Raw genomic sequence first — 17976 nt, 5'->3', positions numbered from 1 at the left:
TCAGCCCTGCCCCTGGCCGCCGGCCTTGCCCTTGGCCTTCTCCGCGGCCTTGTCGGCGCGGGCCCGGATGGCCTTCCAGGCAGACTCCGCGGCCTGCTGCTCGGCCTCCTTCTTGCTGCGGCCCTCGCCCAGGCCGTAGCTCTCCCCCGCGACCCGGACGGTGGCGCGGAAGGTCTTCTGATGGTCGGGGCCGCTCTCGTCCACGTGGTACTCGGGCACCCCGAGCATCTCGGCGGCGGTGAGCTCCTGCAGGGAGGTCTTCCAGTCCAGCCCGGCGCCCAGCCCGGAGGCGGTGGCGATCAGCGGGTCGAAGAGCCGGTGCACGAACTCCGAGGCCATGTCGAGACCGCGGTCCAGGTAGACCGCTCCGATGATGGCCTCCAGGGTGTCCGCGAGGATCGAGGACTTGTCCCGGCCCCCGGTACCCTCCTCACCGCGGCCCAGCCGGATGTACTCACCGATGCCCAGCCCGCGCGCGACGTCGGCGAGGGCGCGCATGTTCACCACGGCGGCGCGCAGCTTGGCCAGCTGCCCTTCGGGCAGGTCCGGGTGCTTGCGGAAGAGGGTGTCGGTGACCACCAGGCCGAGCACGGAGTCCCCGAGGAACTCCAGGCGCTCGTTGGTGGGCAGGCCGCCCTTCTCGTACGCGTAGGAGCGGTGGGTCAGGGCCCGGAGCAGGATCTTGGGGTCGACCTCGACGCCGATCGCACGGTGGAACGACCTGGCCTCGGAGACGGAGAGTTGGCTTGCCACGCGAGTTCGCTTCCCTGTTGGGCGCGCCGGTGTGCGGCGCGCGGAGGTAGAGGAATCCCTCGGCCCGACCAGGACGCTCGAAAACGAGGTGATCGTCGCGGGAGCTGGTTCGCTCCCCCGGCGGCCACCACGATCCTCGGGAGCCCTTGCGGGGGCAGGATCACCGGTGTCTCGGAACCGCGGAAAGTGTTCTTCCCGGCGTTTCCCAGAGCACTCTACCGCTCCCTGCCGACAGTGCTCAGGCCTTCGGGCCGACGGTGCGGCCGGACCCGCACCGCCGCGCCCTCCTTCCGCGGGCAACACAGCGGGGCGGACCCCTCAATGGGGTCCGCCCCGATGGTGTTCGGGAGTGTGGAATCGGGTGCTGGACCCGAAGCCTGTCACTTCCGGGTTAGGCCGGGTTGGTGACCTGGCGGTTGTTGTAGGTGCCGCAGGTCGGGCACGCGATGTGGGGCTGCTTCGGGTCACGGCAGCGCGGGCAGTTGACCAGCACCGGGCGCGACGCCTTCCACTGGGAACGGCGGGTCCGGGTGTTGCTCCGCGACATCTTCCGCTTCGGGACGGCCACTTCAATCCTCCTGGGTCACCCCCGCGCGGTCGCGGGAGGTCGCTTATCTGGTCACCCCGCGCGCTGTGGCGGGGAGGGTGTGCTCCGGTCGTCAGCGGTGCCCGGCGGGTACCGCGCGCGATCGGCGCACTGGTCTTACTGCTGCTCGGGTTTCTCCGCGATCTCGCGGAGAGCTTCCCAACGCGGGTCCACACCGTCGCCGTGCCCGTGCTCGGGTCCGACGTCGGCGAGTTTGGCACCGCACTCGGCGCACAGGCCGGGGCAGTCCGGGCCGCACAGCGGTGAGAGTGGGAGAGCGAGCACGACGGCGTCTCGAACCACTGGTTCCAGGTCGAGCAGATCGCCCTCTAGATAGTAGTCCTCATCTTCGTCGTTCGCGTCCCCGTCGCCCCCGAGGCTCTCCTCGTCGTCGGCGGCGTAGCGGTACATCTCCTGGAAGCCGGCTTCCAGCTCCTCGGACAGGGGGTCCAGGCAGCGGGAGCACTCCGCGGTGAGGCGACCACGGACGGTTCCGGTGACCAGGACGCCCTCCATCACCGCCTCAAGACGCAGGTCCAGCTCGGTCTCCTGCCCCTTGGGCACGCTGGCCATCGCCGTCTCGAACGCGTCGGGGACGGTCACGATTCGGTTGACGGTCCGCATCGACCCCGGCTGGCGGCCCAGCTGGCGGGTGTCGACCACGTACGGGTCACGGGCATCTAGACGAGTCAGGGTGATCGCGCTTTCAGGAGAGTTCCGGGTGCCGGGCACGCGCTCACCGACACACGTGGCATCGGAGTATCGCGGTAGTGCTGACCGGCCTGAGCGCACGCCGAAGACCGGCGACGCCCATGGTCAAACCCAGATTCTACCTACCATGTCCCCGACCACCCAAATCAGCCCCCAGTTCGAGCGCCGGGGAGGGTGCTGCAAGAGGAGTCAAGCCGCTAGCGAGGTACGAGCGTCAGGCGCCGACGACGATGCTGTGCCTGCTTGAACCCAAATCCCTCCGCAAAGGCGCCGAACAGCGGAAGAACCGTCGCGCGCCAGCGCGCCCGTTGAGGGCGGTGGCGGGCGACGGGCGGGCCAAAGCGAAGCGGAGGCCCAAAGCAAGCAAGCGGCTCCGCGTCTGGCTCCGGGGGTGTCCTCGGGCCAGCGGCGGGAGTGCCCGGTCAGCTCTGGGCGCGTTCGGCGTACTTCTCCTTGAGGCGACCCTGGACATAGGGCGTGACCAGGCTGGAGACGTCGCCGCGGTGCTGAGCGATCTCCCGGACCAGGCTGGACGACAGGAACGAGTACTGCGGGTTGGCGGTCATGAACACGGTCTCCACGCCGGAGAGCCGGTAGTTCATCTGCGCGATCTGGAGCTCGTAGTCGAAGTCGCTGACCGAACGCAGACTGCGCACGATGGTCTCGACGCCGTTCTCCCGGCAGAAGTCGACGAGGAGTCCGTCGAAGTCGCTGACCCGGACGTTGCCGAACTCGGCGGTGCTCTCGCTGAGCATGTCGAGCTTCTCGGGGACGGTGAACAGCCCCCGCTTGTTGACGTTGTTGAGTACGGCGGCGATGACCTCGTCGTACTGCTTGGCGGCTCGACCGATGATGTCGATGTGACCGTAGGTCACCGGGTCGAAGGAACCCGGACAGACGACTCTGCGCACGGTGGATCGCCCCTCTCCAGAACTACTCACGGGTACCGCGATCGTAGGGGCTCACCCCTGTAGCAATTCGGGCAACACCCACTTAGTAACCACCAGTGTCCACATTCACCCCAGGTTCGCCCCAGGAAGGACACGGCAGATCCCCACCGCTACGACACGTGCGGGTCGTCTGAACCTTCCCGCGTGGAACTTCGGAAAACGTCGACTATGCCCGGTTTCCGGCTTCCCGGCCCGTTACCGCCCCTACCCGGTGGTGCGGGCGTACCAGAGGATCGCCTCGCCGTACTTGCGGCTGCGGTCGCGCTCGATCCCCTCGGGCCAGGCCGGTTCCGGGGTCCGCTTGGACCGCTCCACCACGAGCACCGCGTCCTCGGCCAGCCATCCGTGCTCGACCAGGGCGGACAGCACCGAAGCGACCTCGTCGTCGGTGACCGCGTAAGGCGGGTCGGCCACCACCAGGTCGTAGGGGGCACCGAGGTTGCCGCGGGCCAGTACCCGCTCCACCCGGTCGGCGGCCAGTTCGGCGCCGGGCAGCCGGAGTGTGGCGATGTTCTCCTTCACCACCTGGGCCGCCTTGCGGTCGGCCTCCACCAACAGGGCGTGCGAGGCACCCCGCGAGAGGGCTTCCAGGCCGATCGCCCCGGAGCCCGCGTAGAGGTCCATGACCCGGAGCCCGTCGAGGGAGCCGAGATCGGACTGGACGGAGGCGAACAGGGCCTCACGGGCCCGGTCGCTGGTGGGTCGGGTGGTACGGCCGTCGGGGGCGGAGATGCGCCGTCCGCCCGCCGCCCCGGCGATGATGCGGGTCATGGCCACCACGGTAGTGCGGTTCGGGGCACGCACCTGACCACGGCCCCGCTCCCGGGCACGCCGAGGCGAGCGGGAAGCGAAGCTCCCCCGATATCGAGTCAACACCGGGGACGACCCACCCGCCGGGGAAGGTTCTCCGCCTGTGGACAACCCTCCCCGGCGGACGGCTCAGGTCTTGTCGAGGTACTCGGCGCGGTCCTCCGGGAGGAGGGCGGTGAGGGCGTCGGTGAGGGGCGGGTGGCCGGTCAGGTCCGGGTCGCGGGCGACTAGGCGGGTGGCTTCCTCGCGGGCCTCGCCGATGAGTTGCTCGTCCTTGACCAGGGTGAGCATCCGCAGGCTCGAACGTGCGCCGGACTGCGCCTCGCCCAGGACGTCGCCCTCACGGCGCATCTCCAGGTCGGCGCGGGAGAGCTCGAACCCATCCGTGGTCGAGGCGACCGCGGCCAGCCGTTCGCGGGCGGGGCTACCGTCCTCGGACTCGGTGACCAGCAGGCACAGGCCGGGCAGCTGCCCTCGGCCGACCCGGCCTCGGAGCTGGTGCAGCTGGGAGATACCGAACCGGTCGGCGTCCATGATCGCCATGACCGTGGCGTTGGGCACGTCCACGCCGACCTCGATGACGGTGGTGGAGACCACCACATCGGTCTGGCCGGAGGACAGGCGGCGCATCACCGCGTCCTTGTCGTCGGGGGCCATCCGGCCGTGCAGGGCCTCCACCCGGACGTCGGCCAGCGGGCCCTCCTTGAGGCGGGCGAGCACATCCAGGACCGCGAGCGGCGGGCGGGCGCCCGGGGGCGCGTCCTCGGCCGTGGCGTCGATCTCGTCTCCGGGCTCTCCCCCTCCGGAGCCGTCCGTGCCGTCACCGATGCGGGGGCAGACCACGAAGGCCTGGCGCCCCTGGCCGACCTCCTCTCGGATGCGCTCCCAGGCGCGGGTGAGGAAGTGCGGTTTCTCGTGGGCCGGGACGACGTGGGTGGAGACGGGCGCGCGGCCCTTGGGCAGTTGGGTGAGGGCCACCACGTCGAGGTCGCCGTAGACCGTCATCGCCACGGTCCGCGGGATGGGTGTGGCGGTCATCACCAGGACGTGCGGGCGGCCGTCCCGGGCCTTCTCGCGCAGGGCGTCGCGCTGTTCCACGCCGAAGCGGTGCTGTTCGTCCACGACCACCAGGCCCAGGTCGGCGAAGGACACGTGCTCCTGGAGGAGGGCGTGGGTGCCCACGACGATCCCCGCCTGCCCCGAGGCCGCGTCCAGCAGGGCCTCCCGGCGGGCGGCCGTGTTCATCGAACCGGTGAGCAGGGCCACCCGGGTGGCGTTCTCGGCGCCGTCGATCTGTCCGGCGCGGCCCAGCGCCCCGAGCATCGCGCCGATGGAGCGGTGGTGCTGCTGGGCGAGGACCTCGGTGGGAGCGAGCATGACGGCCTGGCCGCCCGAATCCACCACCCGCAGCATCGCGCGCAGCGCCACCAGGGTCTTGCCCGCGCCCACGTCGCCTTGGAGCAGGCAGTGCATGGGGTGGGTGGCGTCGAGCCGCTCGGCCAGGCGGTCGCCGACCTCGCGCTGGCCGTCGGTGAGGGTGAAGGGCAGCTGGGCGTCGAAGGCGTCGAGGATTCCGCCGTCCGCGCCAGGGCGGGGGGCGGCGGGCAGTTCCTCGGCCTGCCGGCGGCGCTGGGCCAGGACCAGCTGGAGCACGAACGCCTCGTCCCACTTCAGGCGGCGTTTGGCCGCGCCCACCTCGGCCCAGTCGTCGGGCCGGTGGATCTTGCGGAGCGCCTCGTGGACGCCGAGGAGCTTCTTGTCGGAACGCAGCTCCGGGGGCAGCGGGTCGGGGATGTCCACCGCGTAGTCCAGGGCCACCCCGACCGAGCGGGCGATGGTGGCCGAGTCCAGGCCCTTGACCGCCGGGTAGACGGGGATGAGCTCGTTGGCGTAGGCGCGGGCGGCCTCCCCCTCCGTCCCGTCGTCGTCCAGGAGGACGTACTCGGGGTGGTCGAGCTGGCGGCGGCCCTTGAAGGTGGAGACCCGGCCGGAGAACATGGCCAGCCGCCCGGGGACCAGGGTGTTCTGGTGGTGGGAGCCGCGGTTGAAGAAGGTCAGGTGCAGGCGGCCGGTGCCGTCCGTGACGGTGGCCTCCATCATGTCCATCCGGCGGCGCCCCTGCCGGGCGGGGATGGTGCGCCGCCGGGCGTCCAGGACCTTGGCCTGAACGGTGACGTCCTCGCCCTCCCGCAGGAGTGCGAGGTCGGTGAGTTCACCGCGGCGGTCGTAGCGGCGCGGGTAGTAGCGCAGCAGGTCGCCGAGGGTGTGCAGGTCGAGTTTGTCGGCGAATGCCTTCGCCGTCCTGCCGCCGAGCGGTCCTTTGCGCAGCGGCTCGTCCCAGGTGCTCACTGTGGTTCCCGTCCTGGCCTCGTGGGGTCGCCCGTCAACGCCACGGTAGACCTCTGGTGTGACGACCGGGGCCAGGACCGGAGTTGGCGCCCGCCCACCCCGACAGGGGTATACTCGTCAGAGTTCATCGTGTTTTCGCCATGCCCGCGTGGCTGATCTCGATGCTCCGGTGGGTTTGTGCGGTTTCGGCCGTACCGTGTTCCACCGTTGCGCGTACGGGCGCCTCCCAGTGGTCTGATTCCACCTTCGGGTATGTCCGTCGTGTACTCTTCCACGGTTGGCGTTCGCGCCGACCTGCCCACCCGACCTCTTCCGGTCGGATGAACCTCGCGTGCGGCGACGTGCGCGATCCCGAGCACTTGAATGGAGTTACCGTGGCTTCCGTCTGCGACGTCTGCGGCAAGGGACCAGGGTTCGGTAACAGTGTTTCCCACTCGCACCGTCGCACCCGCCGCCGCTGGAACCCCAACATCCAGACTGTTCGCACCAAGGTCGGTGGCACGCCCAAGCGCGTGAACGCCTGCACCTCGTGCATCAAGGCCGGCAAGGTGACCCGCTAGGGTTCCCTCCCGCCAGTAGTCTTCGAAGCGCCCTCCGACTCCGGTCGGGGGGCCTTCTTGTTGTCCAGGGACTTGTGGTCCGGACAAGCCCGCGGAAACACGTCTTCACGATGTACGCCTGCACAGGGCCGTGTCCTGTGAATGGTGTGACTCCTGTGCCCGGGGTGACGCCCGTGCCCGGTGTAACTCCCGTGGACCGTGAGGCAGGAAGCAGGAATCAGAGGTCGCAGACGCTGGATCACAGATCGCAGACGTGCCCGTTGAGGGAGCAGCGCACGGGGCTCTGGGAGACGCCGATCGCGTCGAAGGTCAGTGAGACTGAGGCACCGGGCTCCAGATGGCCGTCCGGCCCGGACACGCGGGCCAGGATGCCGTCCCCCAGAGGCTCCCAGTCGGCGTCGTACACCTCGGTGACCTCCGCGGTCTCGAAGGCCAGGGCCAGTTCCCAGGTGTCGAGGGTGGTCTGCGAGGTGTTGGTGACAGTGACCCGGCCGGTGAAGCCGACGGACGTGGCCTCCACCACCTGGTACACCACGGTGGTGGGCTCGGCCCCGGCCTGGGTCTGCGGTCCGGTGCTGCCGTCCCCGGACGAGGACCCCTCGCGCTCGGGCCCCGGGGACGCGTCATGTGTGGGTTCGGCGCCGTCCTGCGGGCCGGGGGCCTCCGTCGCGCCCGGGGTGCCGCCGAACTGGAGGTAGATCTGCGTGGTGCTGTAACCGAACAGGAGCAGCCCGAGGATCACCCCGGAAATGACGAGGACATTGAGCAGCCTCGGGGGTTCCACCCTTTTGGGAACGGTGCTCCCGAGGAGTCCGCCGATACGCCGCAGGGCACCGGCGTCTTCCGGTTCGCTGCGGTGGGCTCCACGACGAGGGCTGTACCGTCGCCTACCCATGCCGCCCCATATACCGCCTCTCGCCGCTGATCTTCTGACCTTCCCCATCCCTGACCTGCTGTTTCCTCCGGTCAGGGGTGTTCCTCGTGCGGATCGTCGCGGGCCGGAGTCCCACGAGGCCGGACGGCCGCCCGAGAGGCAGCGCTGGCCGCGTTGGCAAAGCCTAGCGCGATCAACAAACAGGACAAATCCAAACAGGCCTAAGCCCGCCGAAAATGATCCCATCCGCCGTTTTCGACCACGTTTTGGTCCACGGTGACGCGAGTACCGGTGCTTTCCGCCTCGGTCCCCGGAGCGTCGCCCACGGTTCCCACCACGTGCCAGTGCTCGGGTAGCCGCACCTCGGGTGGGAAGACCGCCGCGAGCGCGTGGTCCTCCCCGCCCGACAGCATCAAGCGGCGGGCGGCATCCACAGCCTTCCCCGCCGGGGCCCCGAGCACACGGACGGCTTCGAGGAGCGCGGGAGCGGGCCGGAAGGCGTCCGAGTCCAGATCGATACACACCCCGCTGGCCCGGCAGACGTGCCCCAGGTCCTGGACCAGACCGTCACTCACGTCGAGCATGGCGGTCGCGCCCAGCCGGGCCGCCTCGGGCCCGGCGGCGTAGGGCGGGCTCGGCCTGCGGTGCTCGGACAGACACTGGGCGAGACCGTCGGTCGCCCCGACCGGAATCGCCCCGACCGGAGACTCTCCGGCCTGCCCGGCCGAAGTTTCCCCCGCCGGGGTTCCCCCCGCTGCGTCGCTCCGCTCCAGCAGGGCCAGTCCCGCGGCGGACAGCCCCAGGTGCCCGGTGTAGGCGACCACATCCCCCGACCGTGCGCCGTCACGCCGCACCGGGGAGCGTCCTTCCAGGTCACCGAGGGCGGTGATGGCGATGGTGAGGGTGTCCGAGCCCACCGTGTCACCACCGACCACCGCTCCTCCGGCCAGTGCGCACTCGTCGCGCACCCCGGCGGTGAACTCCTCGGCCCAGGCCAGCGGCAGCTCGGGCGGCGCGGCGAAACCGATGAGCAGCCCGGTGGGGCGGGCGCCCATGGCCACGACGTCGGCGTAGTTCTGCGCCACGGCGCGGTGGCCCACGTCCCGAGCGCTGGACCATTCCCGTTTGAAGTGGCGGCCCTCCACCAGCAGGTCCGTGGTCGCGACCGTGCGCCCGTCCGGCGCGGCCACCACGGCGGCGTCGTCGCCGGGGCCAAGGATTACATCGTCCGTCCTGGGGAATTGGCTCGTCACGCGTGCGATCAGAGCGAACTCGCCAAGGCCCCCAATAGTGCTCAACACAGAGATCAGGGTACGGTGACGCTCCGGCGCAGTGGTCTAGACCCCGTGGTCAAGCCCCACGTGCGGCATTCTTTCGTCATCCTCTGTGCTTTTTGGCCAGAGATGGCCAGGGATACGTCCGCTCGACCTCACGCCCGGCACAGCATGAAGGAGAAGACACATGGTGCAGGCATACATCCTGATCCAGACCGAGGTCGGCCAGTCGGCCGAGGTCGCGGAACGAATCCGCGGGATCGAGGGGGTCGAACAGGCGAGCGATGTCACGGGTCCCTACGATGTGATCGTCCAGGCCAAGGCCGACGACATCGACGCCCTGGGCGCTCTCGTGGTGGCTCGGATTCAGCGCTTGGACGGCATCGCCCGTACCCTTACCTGTCCCATCGTCAACATCTGAGGTCGACTGAGTCGACGGAGCGAGGTTGCCTGTGCACAAGCGCTACTTCGGGGCGGCTCTGGCCGTCGCCCTGGTAACGGCTGGTTGCGGAACCCAGACCGTACAGATGCAGCCCCCCGAGACCGACGGCCAGACAGCCGAGGCCTGCGCCGCGCTGGTCGCCGACCTCCCGGACACCCTCCTCGGCGCAGACCGCGCCACGGTCCAGCCCGAGTCGGAGATCATGGCCGCCTGGGGTGACCCGCCCATCGGCCTGCGGTGCGGGGTGCCGCGTCCCTCCACCCTGAACATGGAGTCGGAGCTGCTGGAAGTCAACGACGTGGCGTGGTTCGGCCAGCCGGAGGACGAGCCCACCCTGTACACGGCGGTGGAGCGCGAGGCCTACGTCGAGCTGACGGTCCCGCCCTCCTACGGCGCCCCCGCCCCAGCGCTCAACACTCTGAGCGACCTGATCGACGAGCACCTGGCAGTACGCGCCGACAGCGGCATGTGACCGCGTCGGACGCGACCGGTTCCCGAAACTACTCCCAGGGCCGGTTCCCGGAGCCCCGAACACACGTGTGGGGCCGGAGGCGAGCGATTCGCCTCCGGCCCCACACGCTTTCCGCGGGGTCGTGAGTGAGTACTGACCTCGAGTACCGGGATGCCGCGGGTCAGCCGGTCCCCTGAGGCCTATTCGTCGTCCTCGGCGCCGGCGTCGGCGTCGGCGTCCTCATCCTCGGCGGGCTCATCGGCGTCCTCATCCTCGGCGCCCTCAGCGCCCTCGGCGGGCTCGTCGGTGTCCGCGTCCTCGATGGCTCCGCCACCGCCAGCCAGCTCCTCCTCCACCTCGTCGGCGGTCTGCTGGATCGCACCCGAGCAGGAGGCGCCCGGCTCGGGGACGTCGGTGCCGCGCTCGTAGAACTGCACGTAGCGGCTGAGGTTCTCGTCATCGGCACTGTCCACGGCGATCTGACGGCCCCAGCTGGAGGCGACGATCGGCGCGGGCATGTCGCCCTCGTAGGGGCTGATGACCAGGTAGTCGCCCGGGTTGTAGAAGTTCTGGAGCGTCTGGACCTCTTCTTCCGGCAGCTCGGGGTCGTAGGTGATCCACACCGCGCCGTGCTCCATGGAGTGGACCGCGAGCTCCGGGGTCACCGGGGCGCCGTAGACGCCGCAGTTCTGCCAGCTGGGCCAGTGCTGACCGCCGACCGGCGGGGACTGATCGTAGTCGACGACGTCGCCGATCTCCACGTGGCTGAAGTCCCCGACGGTGTACTCCTGGACGCCGTCGATGTTGCGCGAACGAAACTCCATGAAGATCGCGGTTCCCAGGAGACCCAGAACAGCCGCGGCGGCTACGCTGATCCCGGTGATCTTGAGGGCTTTGGCGCGGCGTTCCTTCTTGCGCTGCTCTTCCCGCAATGCGGCGGCGCGAGCGCGACGCTCCTCCGCCTTCGTCTTCTTGGCCACAGGGTCTCCTGGGATGCATGTGGTCGAATGGGACTTTCCTATCCTCTACTTTGGCACCAGAGTTGTGCGATTTGACCAGGGTGGTTCCGATGGGGCATATGAGCGGCCCGGCGTCCCGAGACGCCGACGGTGCCGACGAGACGTCGTACGAGGACGGATGGGCCGAGCCCGACGCGTTCTCCGAAAGCGACGAGGGCACCGGGGCGGCGCCCCGCACCGAGCGTTCCGTCCCGCTCTGGATGGCTGTGACCCTGGTCGCCTTGGCACTGGTCGGAGGGTTCCTCCTGGGCCGTCCGTCCTATCCCCTGGACACCGGGGCCGACGCCGGTTTCCTGCGTGACATGAGCGCGCACCACGCCCAGGCCGTGGACATGTCGATGACCATCCTCGACAAGACCGATGACGTCGAGCTGCACACGGTGGCCACCGACATGGCCCGGACCCAGCAGGCGCAGATCGGGATGATGCAGGGCTGGCTGACGGCCTGGGGGCTGAACTCACGCTCGGCGGAGCCCCCGATGACCTGGATGGCGGGCCACGAGCACGGCGGCGGCGAGGGCGAGGTGCCCGAGACCATGCCGGGGCTGGCCACCGACGAGGACCTGGTGCGGCTGAGCGACGCCGAGGGCGAGGAGGCCGAGGTGCTCTTCCTCGAGCTGATGATCGCCCACCACATCGGCGGGATCGAGATGGCCGAGGCCGAGGTGGAGCTCGGCAATGAGGAACTGGTCACCAACTTCGCCCAGGGGATGGTCGACGCCCAGACTTCCGAGGTCGAAAACATGGAACGCATGCTGGACAAGCGCGCGTGACCGGTCGGCCCCAGCGCTGATCTTCCGACCTGGCGCTTACAGCCTGGCGCTGCCAGGAGAAAACCAAGACGAGCACTACGCGCGGCGCGCTCCCGGACCGGGGGCGCGCCGTGTGTGTTCGGCATCTCAGGGGGCCCACCTCTACTACGACAAGCTGTAGTACTACTGTGTGCAGTACTACCGGCAGTCGGTACCTGAGAGGCGGGCATGGAAGCTCTAGACCTGGCGAGGTGGCAGTTCGGGATCACCACGATCTACCACTTCCTCTTCGTCCCCCTGACGATCGGGCTGTCGTTCATCGTGGCCGTCCTCCAGACCTTCTGGTACCGCACCGGACGGCACGAGTACCTCCAGGCCACCCAGTTCTTCGGCAAGCTGTTCCTGATCAACTTCGCCATGGGCGTGGTCACCGGGATCGTGCAGGAGTTCCAGTTCGGCATGAACTGGAGCGAGTACTCGCGCTTCGTCGGCGACGTGTTCGGAGCTCCGCTGGCGATGGAGGCCCTGCTGGCCTTCTTCCTGGAGTCCACCTTCATCGGACTGTGGATCTTCGGCTGGCACCGGCTCCCCCGCGGAGTCCACCTGGCCTGCATCTGGATCGTGGCCGTGGCCACCAACCTGTCGGCCTACTTCATCCTGGCCGCCAACGCCTGGATGCGCCGCCCGGTCGGCTACGAGATCAACCCCGAGACCGGCCGCGCCGAGCTCAACGACATCTGGGCCGTACTCAGCAACGACCAGGCCTGGTCCACCTACTTGCACACCGTCTCGGCCGCCTTCGTCACCGCCGGGCTGTTCGTGGTGGCGGTCAGCGCCTACAAGCTGTGGCGCAACACCAGGTACGACGACACCGGTGAGGTCGGCGTCGTCCCGCCCAAGCGTGACTTCGCGCTGTTCCGCGCCACCCTGCGGACCGGTCTGGTCGTCACCCTGGTGGCCGGCGCCCTGACGGTGTTCTCCGGCGACCACCAGGCCAAGCTGGCGGCCGAGTACGAACCCATGAAGCTCGCCGCGGCAGAGGCCCTGTGGGACACCGAGGAGGGCGCCGCCTTCTCCGCCTTCGCGGTCGGCGACACCGAGGCCCGCTACAACCCCATCGACGTCACCGTCCCCAACGTGCTGAGCTTCCTGGCCACCGGGCACTTCGACGGCGAGGTGCACGGGATGAACAACCTCCAGGAGGCCTACGAGGAGTTCTACGGGCCCGGCGACTACATTCCCAACGTGTTCGTCGTGTACTGGTCCTTCCGCCTGATGATGGGCTTCGGGATGTTCGGCATCGCCGTGGCCGCCGTGGGCCTGTGGATGACCCGGGGCCGGGAGCGGCTGCCCAGGACCCGGTGGTTCTACTACGCGGCGTTCGCCGCCCTGCCCGCCGCCCTGCTGGCCAACATCTTCGGGTGGGTGCTCACCGAGATGGGCCGCCAGCCCTGGACCGTCCACGGCGAACTCCTCACCGCGGCCAGTGTCTCCCCCGGGGTCAGCCTCGGCACCGTGGCGATGAGCCTGAGCCTGTTCACCGCGCTGTACGGGATCCTGTTCGTCGTCGAGGTCGGCCTGCTGTGGAAGTACATCAAGAAGGGCCCCTCCCACGTCGTCCCCGATCTGGAGAACGACGAGGACGAGTCCAAGATCCCGCACTTCAGCTACTAGGAGCCAACGACCATGGAACTGGCCGTCATCTGGTTCGTCGCCATCGCCGTCCTGTGGATCGGCTTCTTCCTCCTGGAGGGGTTCGACTTCGGGGTCGGGGTGCTACTGCCTTTCATGGGCAAGCGCCACTCCGTGGACCGCCGCGTGGCCATCAACGCCATCGGCCCGGTCTGGGACGCCAACGAGGTGTGGATGATCACCGCCGTCGGCGCCATGTTCGCCGCCTTCCCCGCCTGGTACGCGTCCGCGTTCAGCGGGTTCTACGTGCCGGTGCTGCTCATCCTGCTGGCGCTCATCGTGCGCGGGGTGGCCTTCGAGTACCGCCACAAGCGTGACAGCGACCAGTGGCGCAACTGGTGGGACCGGGCGATCTTCGTCGGCAGCGCCGTGCCCGCCTTCCTGTGGGGGCTGATCTTCGCCAACTTCGTCCGCGGGGTGGCCATGGACGCCGACCACATCGTCACGGCGTCACTGCTCGACCTGTTCAACCCCTACGCCCTGCTGGGCGGGGTGATGACCCTGTCCCTGTTCATCCTGCACGGCGCCGTCTTCCTGACCCTCAAGACCGACGGTCCGGTCCGGGTCCGCGCCCGCACGGCCTCCCAGTGGAGCGCCTGGGTGGCCGTGCCCGCCGTGGCCGTCTTCCTGCTGTGGACCCAGGCCGCACACGGTGCGGCGTGGACCCTGCCACTTGTCCTGATCGCCGTCGCGGCCCTGGTGGGCGGGGTCGCGGCGGCCCGGTTCCGCCGCGAGGGGTGGTCCTTCCTGGCCACGGCGGTCACCATCGTCCTCACGTTCACCGCGCTGCTGGGATCGCTGTTCCCGAACGTGCTCCCCTCCACCACCGACCCGGCGTTCAGCCTGACCGTCGCCAACGCCTCCTCCGCCGACTACACGCTCACCCTGATGACGTGGGTGGCGGTGGTGTTCCTGCCGCTGGTGCTGGGCTACCAGGCCTGGAGCTACTGGGTCTTCCGCAAGCGGGTCACCGGAGAGCAGATCACCCGGGCCACCGTCACGGCAGGGAAGGGCGAGCCGGACCAGGCCGCCTGAGCCCCAGGGCCCACAACCCGCGGAAACCGCAGAACCAGGTAGGTCCGCTCGCCCCCACTCCCCCGAGATCGCCCCGGGAAGTGGGGGTTGAGCGTTTCCGGAAAGCCTCCCTGGATACTGGGAACGGCCAGCACCAGACGAGTTTCAGCCCAGAGTTTCGACGCTACGAGGTCGCCCACACATGAAACCGCTCGATCCGCGCCTGGTCCGCACCGCAGGCGCGGTCCGGACGCACCTGGCCGTCACCGTCGTCAGCGGCGTGCTGATCACCGGACTGATCCTCGCCCAGGCCTGGCTGCTCGCCGAGGTCATCACCGGGGCCTGGGCCGGGGAAGGCATGGACGCCCTCGGCTGGATGATCGCCGCGGTGGCCGCCGTCGCCGTGGCCCGCGCCCTGCTGTCCTACGTCGCCGAGACCTCGGCACTGCACAGCGCCGCGCGCACCAAGTCGCAGCTGCGCCGCAAGCTGGTCGCGCACGTGACCGGTTCGGGCAAGGTGTGGCTGGCCGAGGGCGGGGACCGCGAGGACGGCTCACCCAAGGCCGGTGAACTCGTCACCCTGGCCACCCGCGGCCTGGACGCCCTGGACGAGTACTTCTCCCGCTACCTGCCCCAGCTGGTCCTGGCCTGCATCGTGCCGTTCGCGGTGCTGGCGGTGGTGTTCTGGGCCGACTGGATCTCCGGGATCGTCATCCTGGTGACGCTGCCGCTCATCCCGATCTTCATGGCGCTGATCGGCATGCACACCCAGCAGCGCATCGACCGCCAGTGGCGGCTGCTGAGCAGGCTGGGCGGGCACTTCCTCGACGTCGTGGAAGGGCTGCCCACGCTCGCGGTGTTCCGCAGGGCCAAGGCCCAGGCCGCGATCATCCGCAAGGTCGGCGAGGACCATCGGTCGGCGACCATGGGGACGCTGCGGATCGCGTTCCTGTCGGCGTTCGCCCTGGAGCTGCTCGCGACCCTGGCAGTGGCGCTGGTGGCGGTCGAGGTGGGCCTGCGCCTGCTGGGCGGGCACATGGACTACCAGACCGCACTGCTGGTGCTGATCCTGGCGCCCGAGGCCTATCTGCCGCTGCGCGAGGTGGGCGCGCGCTTCCACGCGAGTATGGAGGGGGTGGCCGCCGCCGACCAGGTCTTCACCGAGCTGGACCGCAAGCGCGGGGCCGCCGCCCGGGCCGGCGCGGAAGGCGAGGAGCACGAGGATCGGAAGGCTCCGGCCCCGACCTCGGCCCCGACCGGGACCGCCGCCCCCGCCGCCGCGGGCGACATCCGCTTCGAGGGGGTCGGGCTGCTCTACCCGGGCCGCGACGTCCCCGCCCTGTCCGGCCTGGACCTGACCGTCCGCGCCGGGGAGCACCTGCTGCTCACCGGGCCGAGCGGGTCGGGCAAGACCACCCTGCTGTCCCTGCTGCTGCGACTGGGCGAACCCACCGAGGGGCGGATCAGCGTGCGCGCGCCCGGCGGCGAGTGGACCCCCATGGACCGGATCCCCGCCGACGACTGGCGGCTGGGCATCGCCTGGGTCCCCCAGCACCCCTACCTGTTCGACGTCTCCGTCGCCGACAACATCCGCCTGGGCGCACCCGACGCCGACATGAAACGGGTCCGGGAGGCGGCCCGGCTGGCCGAGGCCGACGGGTTCGTCTCCGCCCTGCCCGACGGCTACGAGACGCGCCTGGGTGAGCGGGGCGCCCGGCTGTCCGCCGGGCAGCGGCAGCGGATCGCGCTGGCCAGGGCGATGTGCCGGGACGCCCCGCTGGTCCTGTTGGACGAACCCACCGCGCACCTGGACGCGGAGAACGCCGCGTCGGTGCGTACCGCGGTGACCCGCCTGTTGGCGGGGCGGACCGCGGTGATCGTGGCGCACGACACCGGCTGGGCCGAGTCCGCGCTCGGCGAGAACCTGCGGACCGCCGAACTCCCGCTGCTGACCCGAGGGGCACACCGATGAGGACCGAGACGACCGACCCCTTGGCGGTGGACGAGCGGGAGCGGCGCCGGAACCCGCTGCGCCGGATGATCGGGCTGGCCTGGCCCCGGGGCGGAAGGTTCGCGCTGGGCGTGCTGCTCGGCGCCGCCGCCACCGGTTCGGGTGTGGCGCTGCTGGGCGTGGCCGCGTGGATGCTGGCCACGGCCGCGAACCACCCCTCGATCACCGCATTGAGCGTGGCCGTGGTCGCCACCCGCGCGTTGGGTGTGAGCAAGGGCGTGACCCGCTACCTGGAGCGGCTGGTCACCCACGACGCCGCCTTCCGAACCCTGGCCGAGGTGCGGGTTCGCGTGTACGAGCGCCTGGCCAGAACCGAGCCGTTCGGTCGTTTCCGCTCCGGTGACCTGGTCTCGCGTCTGGTCAACGACACCGAGGCCACCCTGGACCTGCTGGTGCGCGGGCTCACTCCGCCGCTGGTTTCCGTTGTCACGGGCGGCGCGACGGTGCTGTTCCTGACCGTGGTGTACGTGCCGGGCGGGCTGCTGCTGGCCGCGGGTCTGCTGCTGGCAGGGCTCGCTGTGCCTCTGGCCGCGGCCGCACTCGGCAAGGGGCCGGGGCAGCGCGAGGCGCAGGCGCGCGGCAGGCTCTCCACGGCCCTGGTGGACACCCTTCAGGGCGCGCCGGACCTGGTGGCCTACGGCGCCATGGACCGGCAGGTGGAGCGGGTGTACGAGGCTGACGCCGAACTCACCCGGGTGGCCCGGCGCGACGCCGCGACCCTCGGGCTGAGCGCCGGGGCCACCGCGCTGATCACCGGGCTGACCGTCTGGGGCGCGCTGTTGCTGGGCGTGCTCGCCGTGGAGGACGGGGTGATCGGCCCGACCGCGCTGGCGGTGCTGGTGCTGACCACGCTCGCCGCCTTCGAGATCGTCGCTCCGCTGCCCGCGGTGGCCGCCAAGCTGGGGTCGATCCGGGCCAGCGGGGAGCGGTTGTTCGGGGTGCTGGACACCCCGCCCGCGATCTCACCTCCCGCCCGGGAGGGCCTGGAGATCGATCCGGAGGCCGACGCCACGGTTCGGGTTCGGGATCTGCGGGTGCGGTACGGCCCCGAGGAGCCGTGGGCGCTGGACGGGGTGGATCTGGAGATCCCGGCCGGGGCGACCGTCGCGGTGGTGGGGCCCAGCGGCGCGGGCAAGAGCACGCTCGCCTCGGTGCTGCTGCGTTTCCGCGACCCGGACGGCGGCCGCGTGGAGATCGGTGGGGTGAGCGTCACCGACTACCCGGCCGACGAAGTGCGCCGGGTGGTGTCCGGGGTGCCGCAGGACCCGCACGTGTTCGCGTCCACGCTCCGGGAGAACCTGCGGCTGGCCAAACCGGGGGCCGAGGACGAGGAGCTGTGGGCGGCGCTGCGCCGGGTTCGGTTGGCCGGGGAGGTCGAGGCGATGCCCAGGGGCCTGGACACCCAGGTGGGTTCGCACGGCCTGGGGCTGAGCGGCGGTATGCGCCAGCGGCTGGCACTGGCCCGCGCGGTGCTGGCGGCGCCGCGCGTCCTGGTCCTGGACGAGCCGACCGCGCACCTGGACCCGGACACCCGCGACGCGGTGGTGGCGGACCTGCTCGACGCCGCCCGGGGGTTCTCCACCCTGCTCATCACCCACGACCTCACCGGCCTGGACCGGGTGGACCGGATCTACGTGGTCCGCGAGGGCCGGGTGTGCCAGTGGGGGACACACGAGGAGCTTCTCGCACGTGAGGGGTGGTACCGGTCGGTGCACGAGCGCTAAGGTT

17 protein-coding genes are annotated in these 17976 nt (G+C 70.2%); 8 read left to right on the top strand and 9 right to left on the bottom strand.

The annotated features are described in order from the left end of the window. The 6 genes from rnc to recG form a co-directional block, all read right to left on the bottom strand. Complete coding sequence (gene rnc / locus D457_RS0111025) at window positions 1–753, bottom strand: ribonuclease III (protein ID WP_017580719.1); 753 nt, start codon at window positions 751–753, stop codon at window positions 1–3. A 391-nt stretch (window positions 754–1144) separates the two neighbouring features. Next, window positions 1145–1321 carry a 50S ribosomal protein L32 gene (gene rpmF, locus D457_RS0111020; protein ID WP_013151268.1) on the bottom strand — a complete coding sequence of 59 codons (177 nt, stop codon included), beginning with the start codon at window positions 1319–1321 and terminating at the stop codon, window positions 1145–1147. Window positions 1322–1456: 135 nt separating this feature from the next. Continuing rightward, window positions 1457–2002: a YceD family protein gene (locus tag D457_RS0111015; protein WP_017580718.1), complete on the bottom strand. Its 546-nt coding sequence runs from the start codon at window positions 2000–2002 to the stop codon at window positions 1457–1459. Between the two features lie 470 nt (window positions 2003–2472). Continuing rightward, a complete protein-coding gene (gene coaD / locus D457_RS0111010) occupies window positions 2473–2961 on the bottom strand; it encodes a pantetheine-phosphate adenylyltransferase (protein ID WP_017580717.1) in 489 nt (162 codons plus the stop codon). A gap of 243 nt (window positions 2962–3204) precedes the next feature. Further along, window positions 3205–3771 carry a 16S rRNA (guanine(966)-N(2))-methyltransferase RsmD gene (gene rsmD, locus D457_RS0111005; RefSeq protein WP_026116538.1) on the bottom strand — a complete coding sequence of 189 codons (567 nt, stop codon included), beginning with the start codon at window positions 3769–3771 and terminating at the stop codon, window positions 3205–3207. 168 nt (window positions 3772–3939) lie between these two features. Beyond that, the gene (gene recG, locus D457_RS0111000; RefSeq protein WP_017580715.1) at window positions 3940–6159 is read right to left on the bottom strand and encodes an ATP-dependent DNA helicase RecG; all 2220 of its coding nucleotides are present in this window, start codon (window positions 6157–6159) and stop codon (window positions 3940–3942) included. Between the two features lie 374 nt (window positions 6160–6533). Here recG and rpmB point away from each other — a divergent pair, with 374 nt between their 5' ends. After that, window positions 6534–6719 (top strand): 50S ribosomal protein L28, encoded by a 186-nt coding sequence (gene rpmB / locus D457_RS0110995; RefSeq protein ID WP_026116537.1) that lies wholly within the window; start codon window positions 6534–6536, stop codon window positions 6717–6719. Between the two features lie 238 nt (window positions 6720–6957). Here rpmB and D457_RS0110990 read toward each other — a convergent pair whose 3' ends face one another. Beyond that, the gene (locus D457_RS0110990) at window positions 6958–7614 is read right to left on the bottom strand and encodes a cellulose binding domain-containing protein (RefSeq protein ID WP_026116536.1); all 657 of its coding nucleotides are present in this window, start codon (window positions 7612–7614) and stop codon (window positions 6958–6960) included. Window positions 7615–7814: 200 nt separating this feature from the next. Further along, entirely contained in the window at window positions 7815–8846 is a 1032-nt protein-coding gene (locus tag D457_RS0110985) for a thiamine-phosphate kinase (RefSeq protein WP_394297038.1), read from the bottom strand. Window positions 8847–9054: 208 nt separating this feature from the next. Between D457_RS0110985 and D457_RS0110980 the strand changes: the two genes are divergently transcribed. Together D457_RS0110980 and D457_RS0110975 are read left to right on the top strand one after the other, a co-directional pair. Further along, window positions 9055–9288 (top strand): Lrp/AsnC family transcriptional regulator, encoded by a 234-nt coding sequence (locus D457_RS0110980; RefSeq protein WP_017580712.1) that lies wholly within the window; start codon window positions 9055–9057, stop codon window positions 9286–9288. Between the two features lie 31 nt (window positions 9289–9319). Continuing rightward, the gene (locus D457_RS0110975; protein ID WP_017580711.1) at window positions 9320–9781 is read left to right on the top strand and encodes a DUF3515 domain-containing protein; all 462 of its coding nucleotides are present in this window, start codon (window positions 9320–9322) and stop codon (window positions 9779–9781) included. A 179-nt stretch (window positions 9782–9960) separates the two neighbouring features. Here D457_RS0110975 and D457_RS0110970 read toward each other — a convergent pair whose 3' ends face one another. Further along, complete coding sequence (locus D457_RS0110970) at window positions 9961–10740, bottom strand: DUF3105 domain-containing protein (protein ID WP_017580710.1); 780 nt, start codon at window positions 10738–10740, stop codon at window positions 9961–9963. A gap of 89 nt (window positions 10741–10829) precedes the next feature. On the opposite strand from D457_RS0110970, the gene D457_RS0110965 reads away from it, so the two are divergent. From D457_RS0110965 to cydC, 5 genes are all read left to right on the top strand, one after another. Beyond that, window positions 10830–11552, top strand: coding sequence for a DUF305 domain-containing protein (locus D457_RS0110965; RefSeq protein WP_026116534.1), 723 nt, complete (start codon window positions 10830–10832; stop codon window positions 11550–11552). Between the two features lie 207 nt (window positions 11553–11759). Beyond that, complete coding sequence (locus D457_RS0110960) at window positions 11760–13205, top strand: cytochrome ubiquinol oxidase subunit I (protein WP_017580708.1); 1446 nt, start codon at window positions 11760–11762, stop codon at window positions 13203–13205. Window positions 13206–13217: 12 nt separating this feature from the next. Further along, window positions 13218–14258, top strand: coding sequence for a cytochrome d ubiquinol oxidase subunit II (gene cydB / locus D457_RS0110955; protein WP_017580707.1), 1041 nt, complete (start codon window positions 13218–13220; stop codon window positions 14256–14258). A 181-nt stretch (window positions 14259–14439) separates the two neighbouring features. After that, on the top strand, window positions 14440–16209 hold the full coding sequence (cydD, locus tag D457_RS0110950) for a thiol reductant ABC exporter subunit CydD (protein WP_017580706.1): 1770 nt from the start codon (window positions 14440–14442) through the stop codon (window positions 16207–16209). Continuing rightward, entirely contained in the window at window positions 16206–17972 is a 1767-nt protein-coding gene (cydC, locus tag D457_RS0110945; protein ID WP_017580705.1) for a thiol reductant ABC exporter subunit CydC, read from the top strand. Before cydD ends, cydC begins: the two co-directional genes overlap by 4 nt. Window positions 17973–17976 lie beyond the last annotated feature (4 nt).

The sequence above is a fragment of the Nocardiopsis valliformis DSM 45023 genome, assembly GCF_000340985.1.
GTDB lineage: Bacteria > Actinomycetota > Actinomycetes > Streptosporangiales > Streptosporangiaceae > Nocardiopsis > Nocardiopsis exhalans.
The sequence above is the reverse complement of the archived record's forward strand: the minus strand, read 5'-3'. Positions and strand labels throughout refer to the sequence as shown.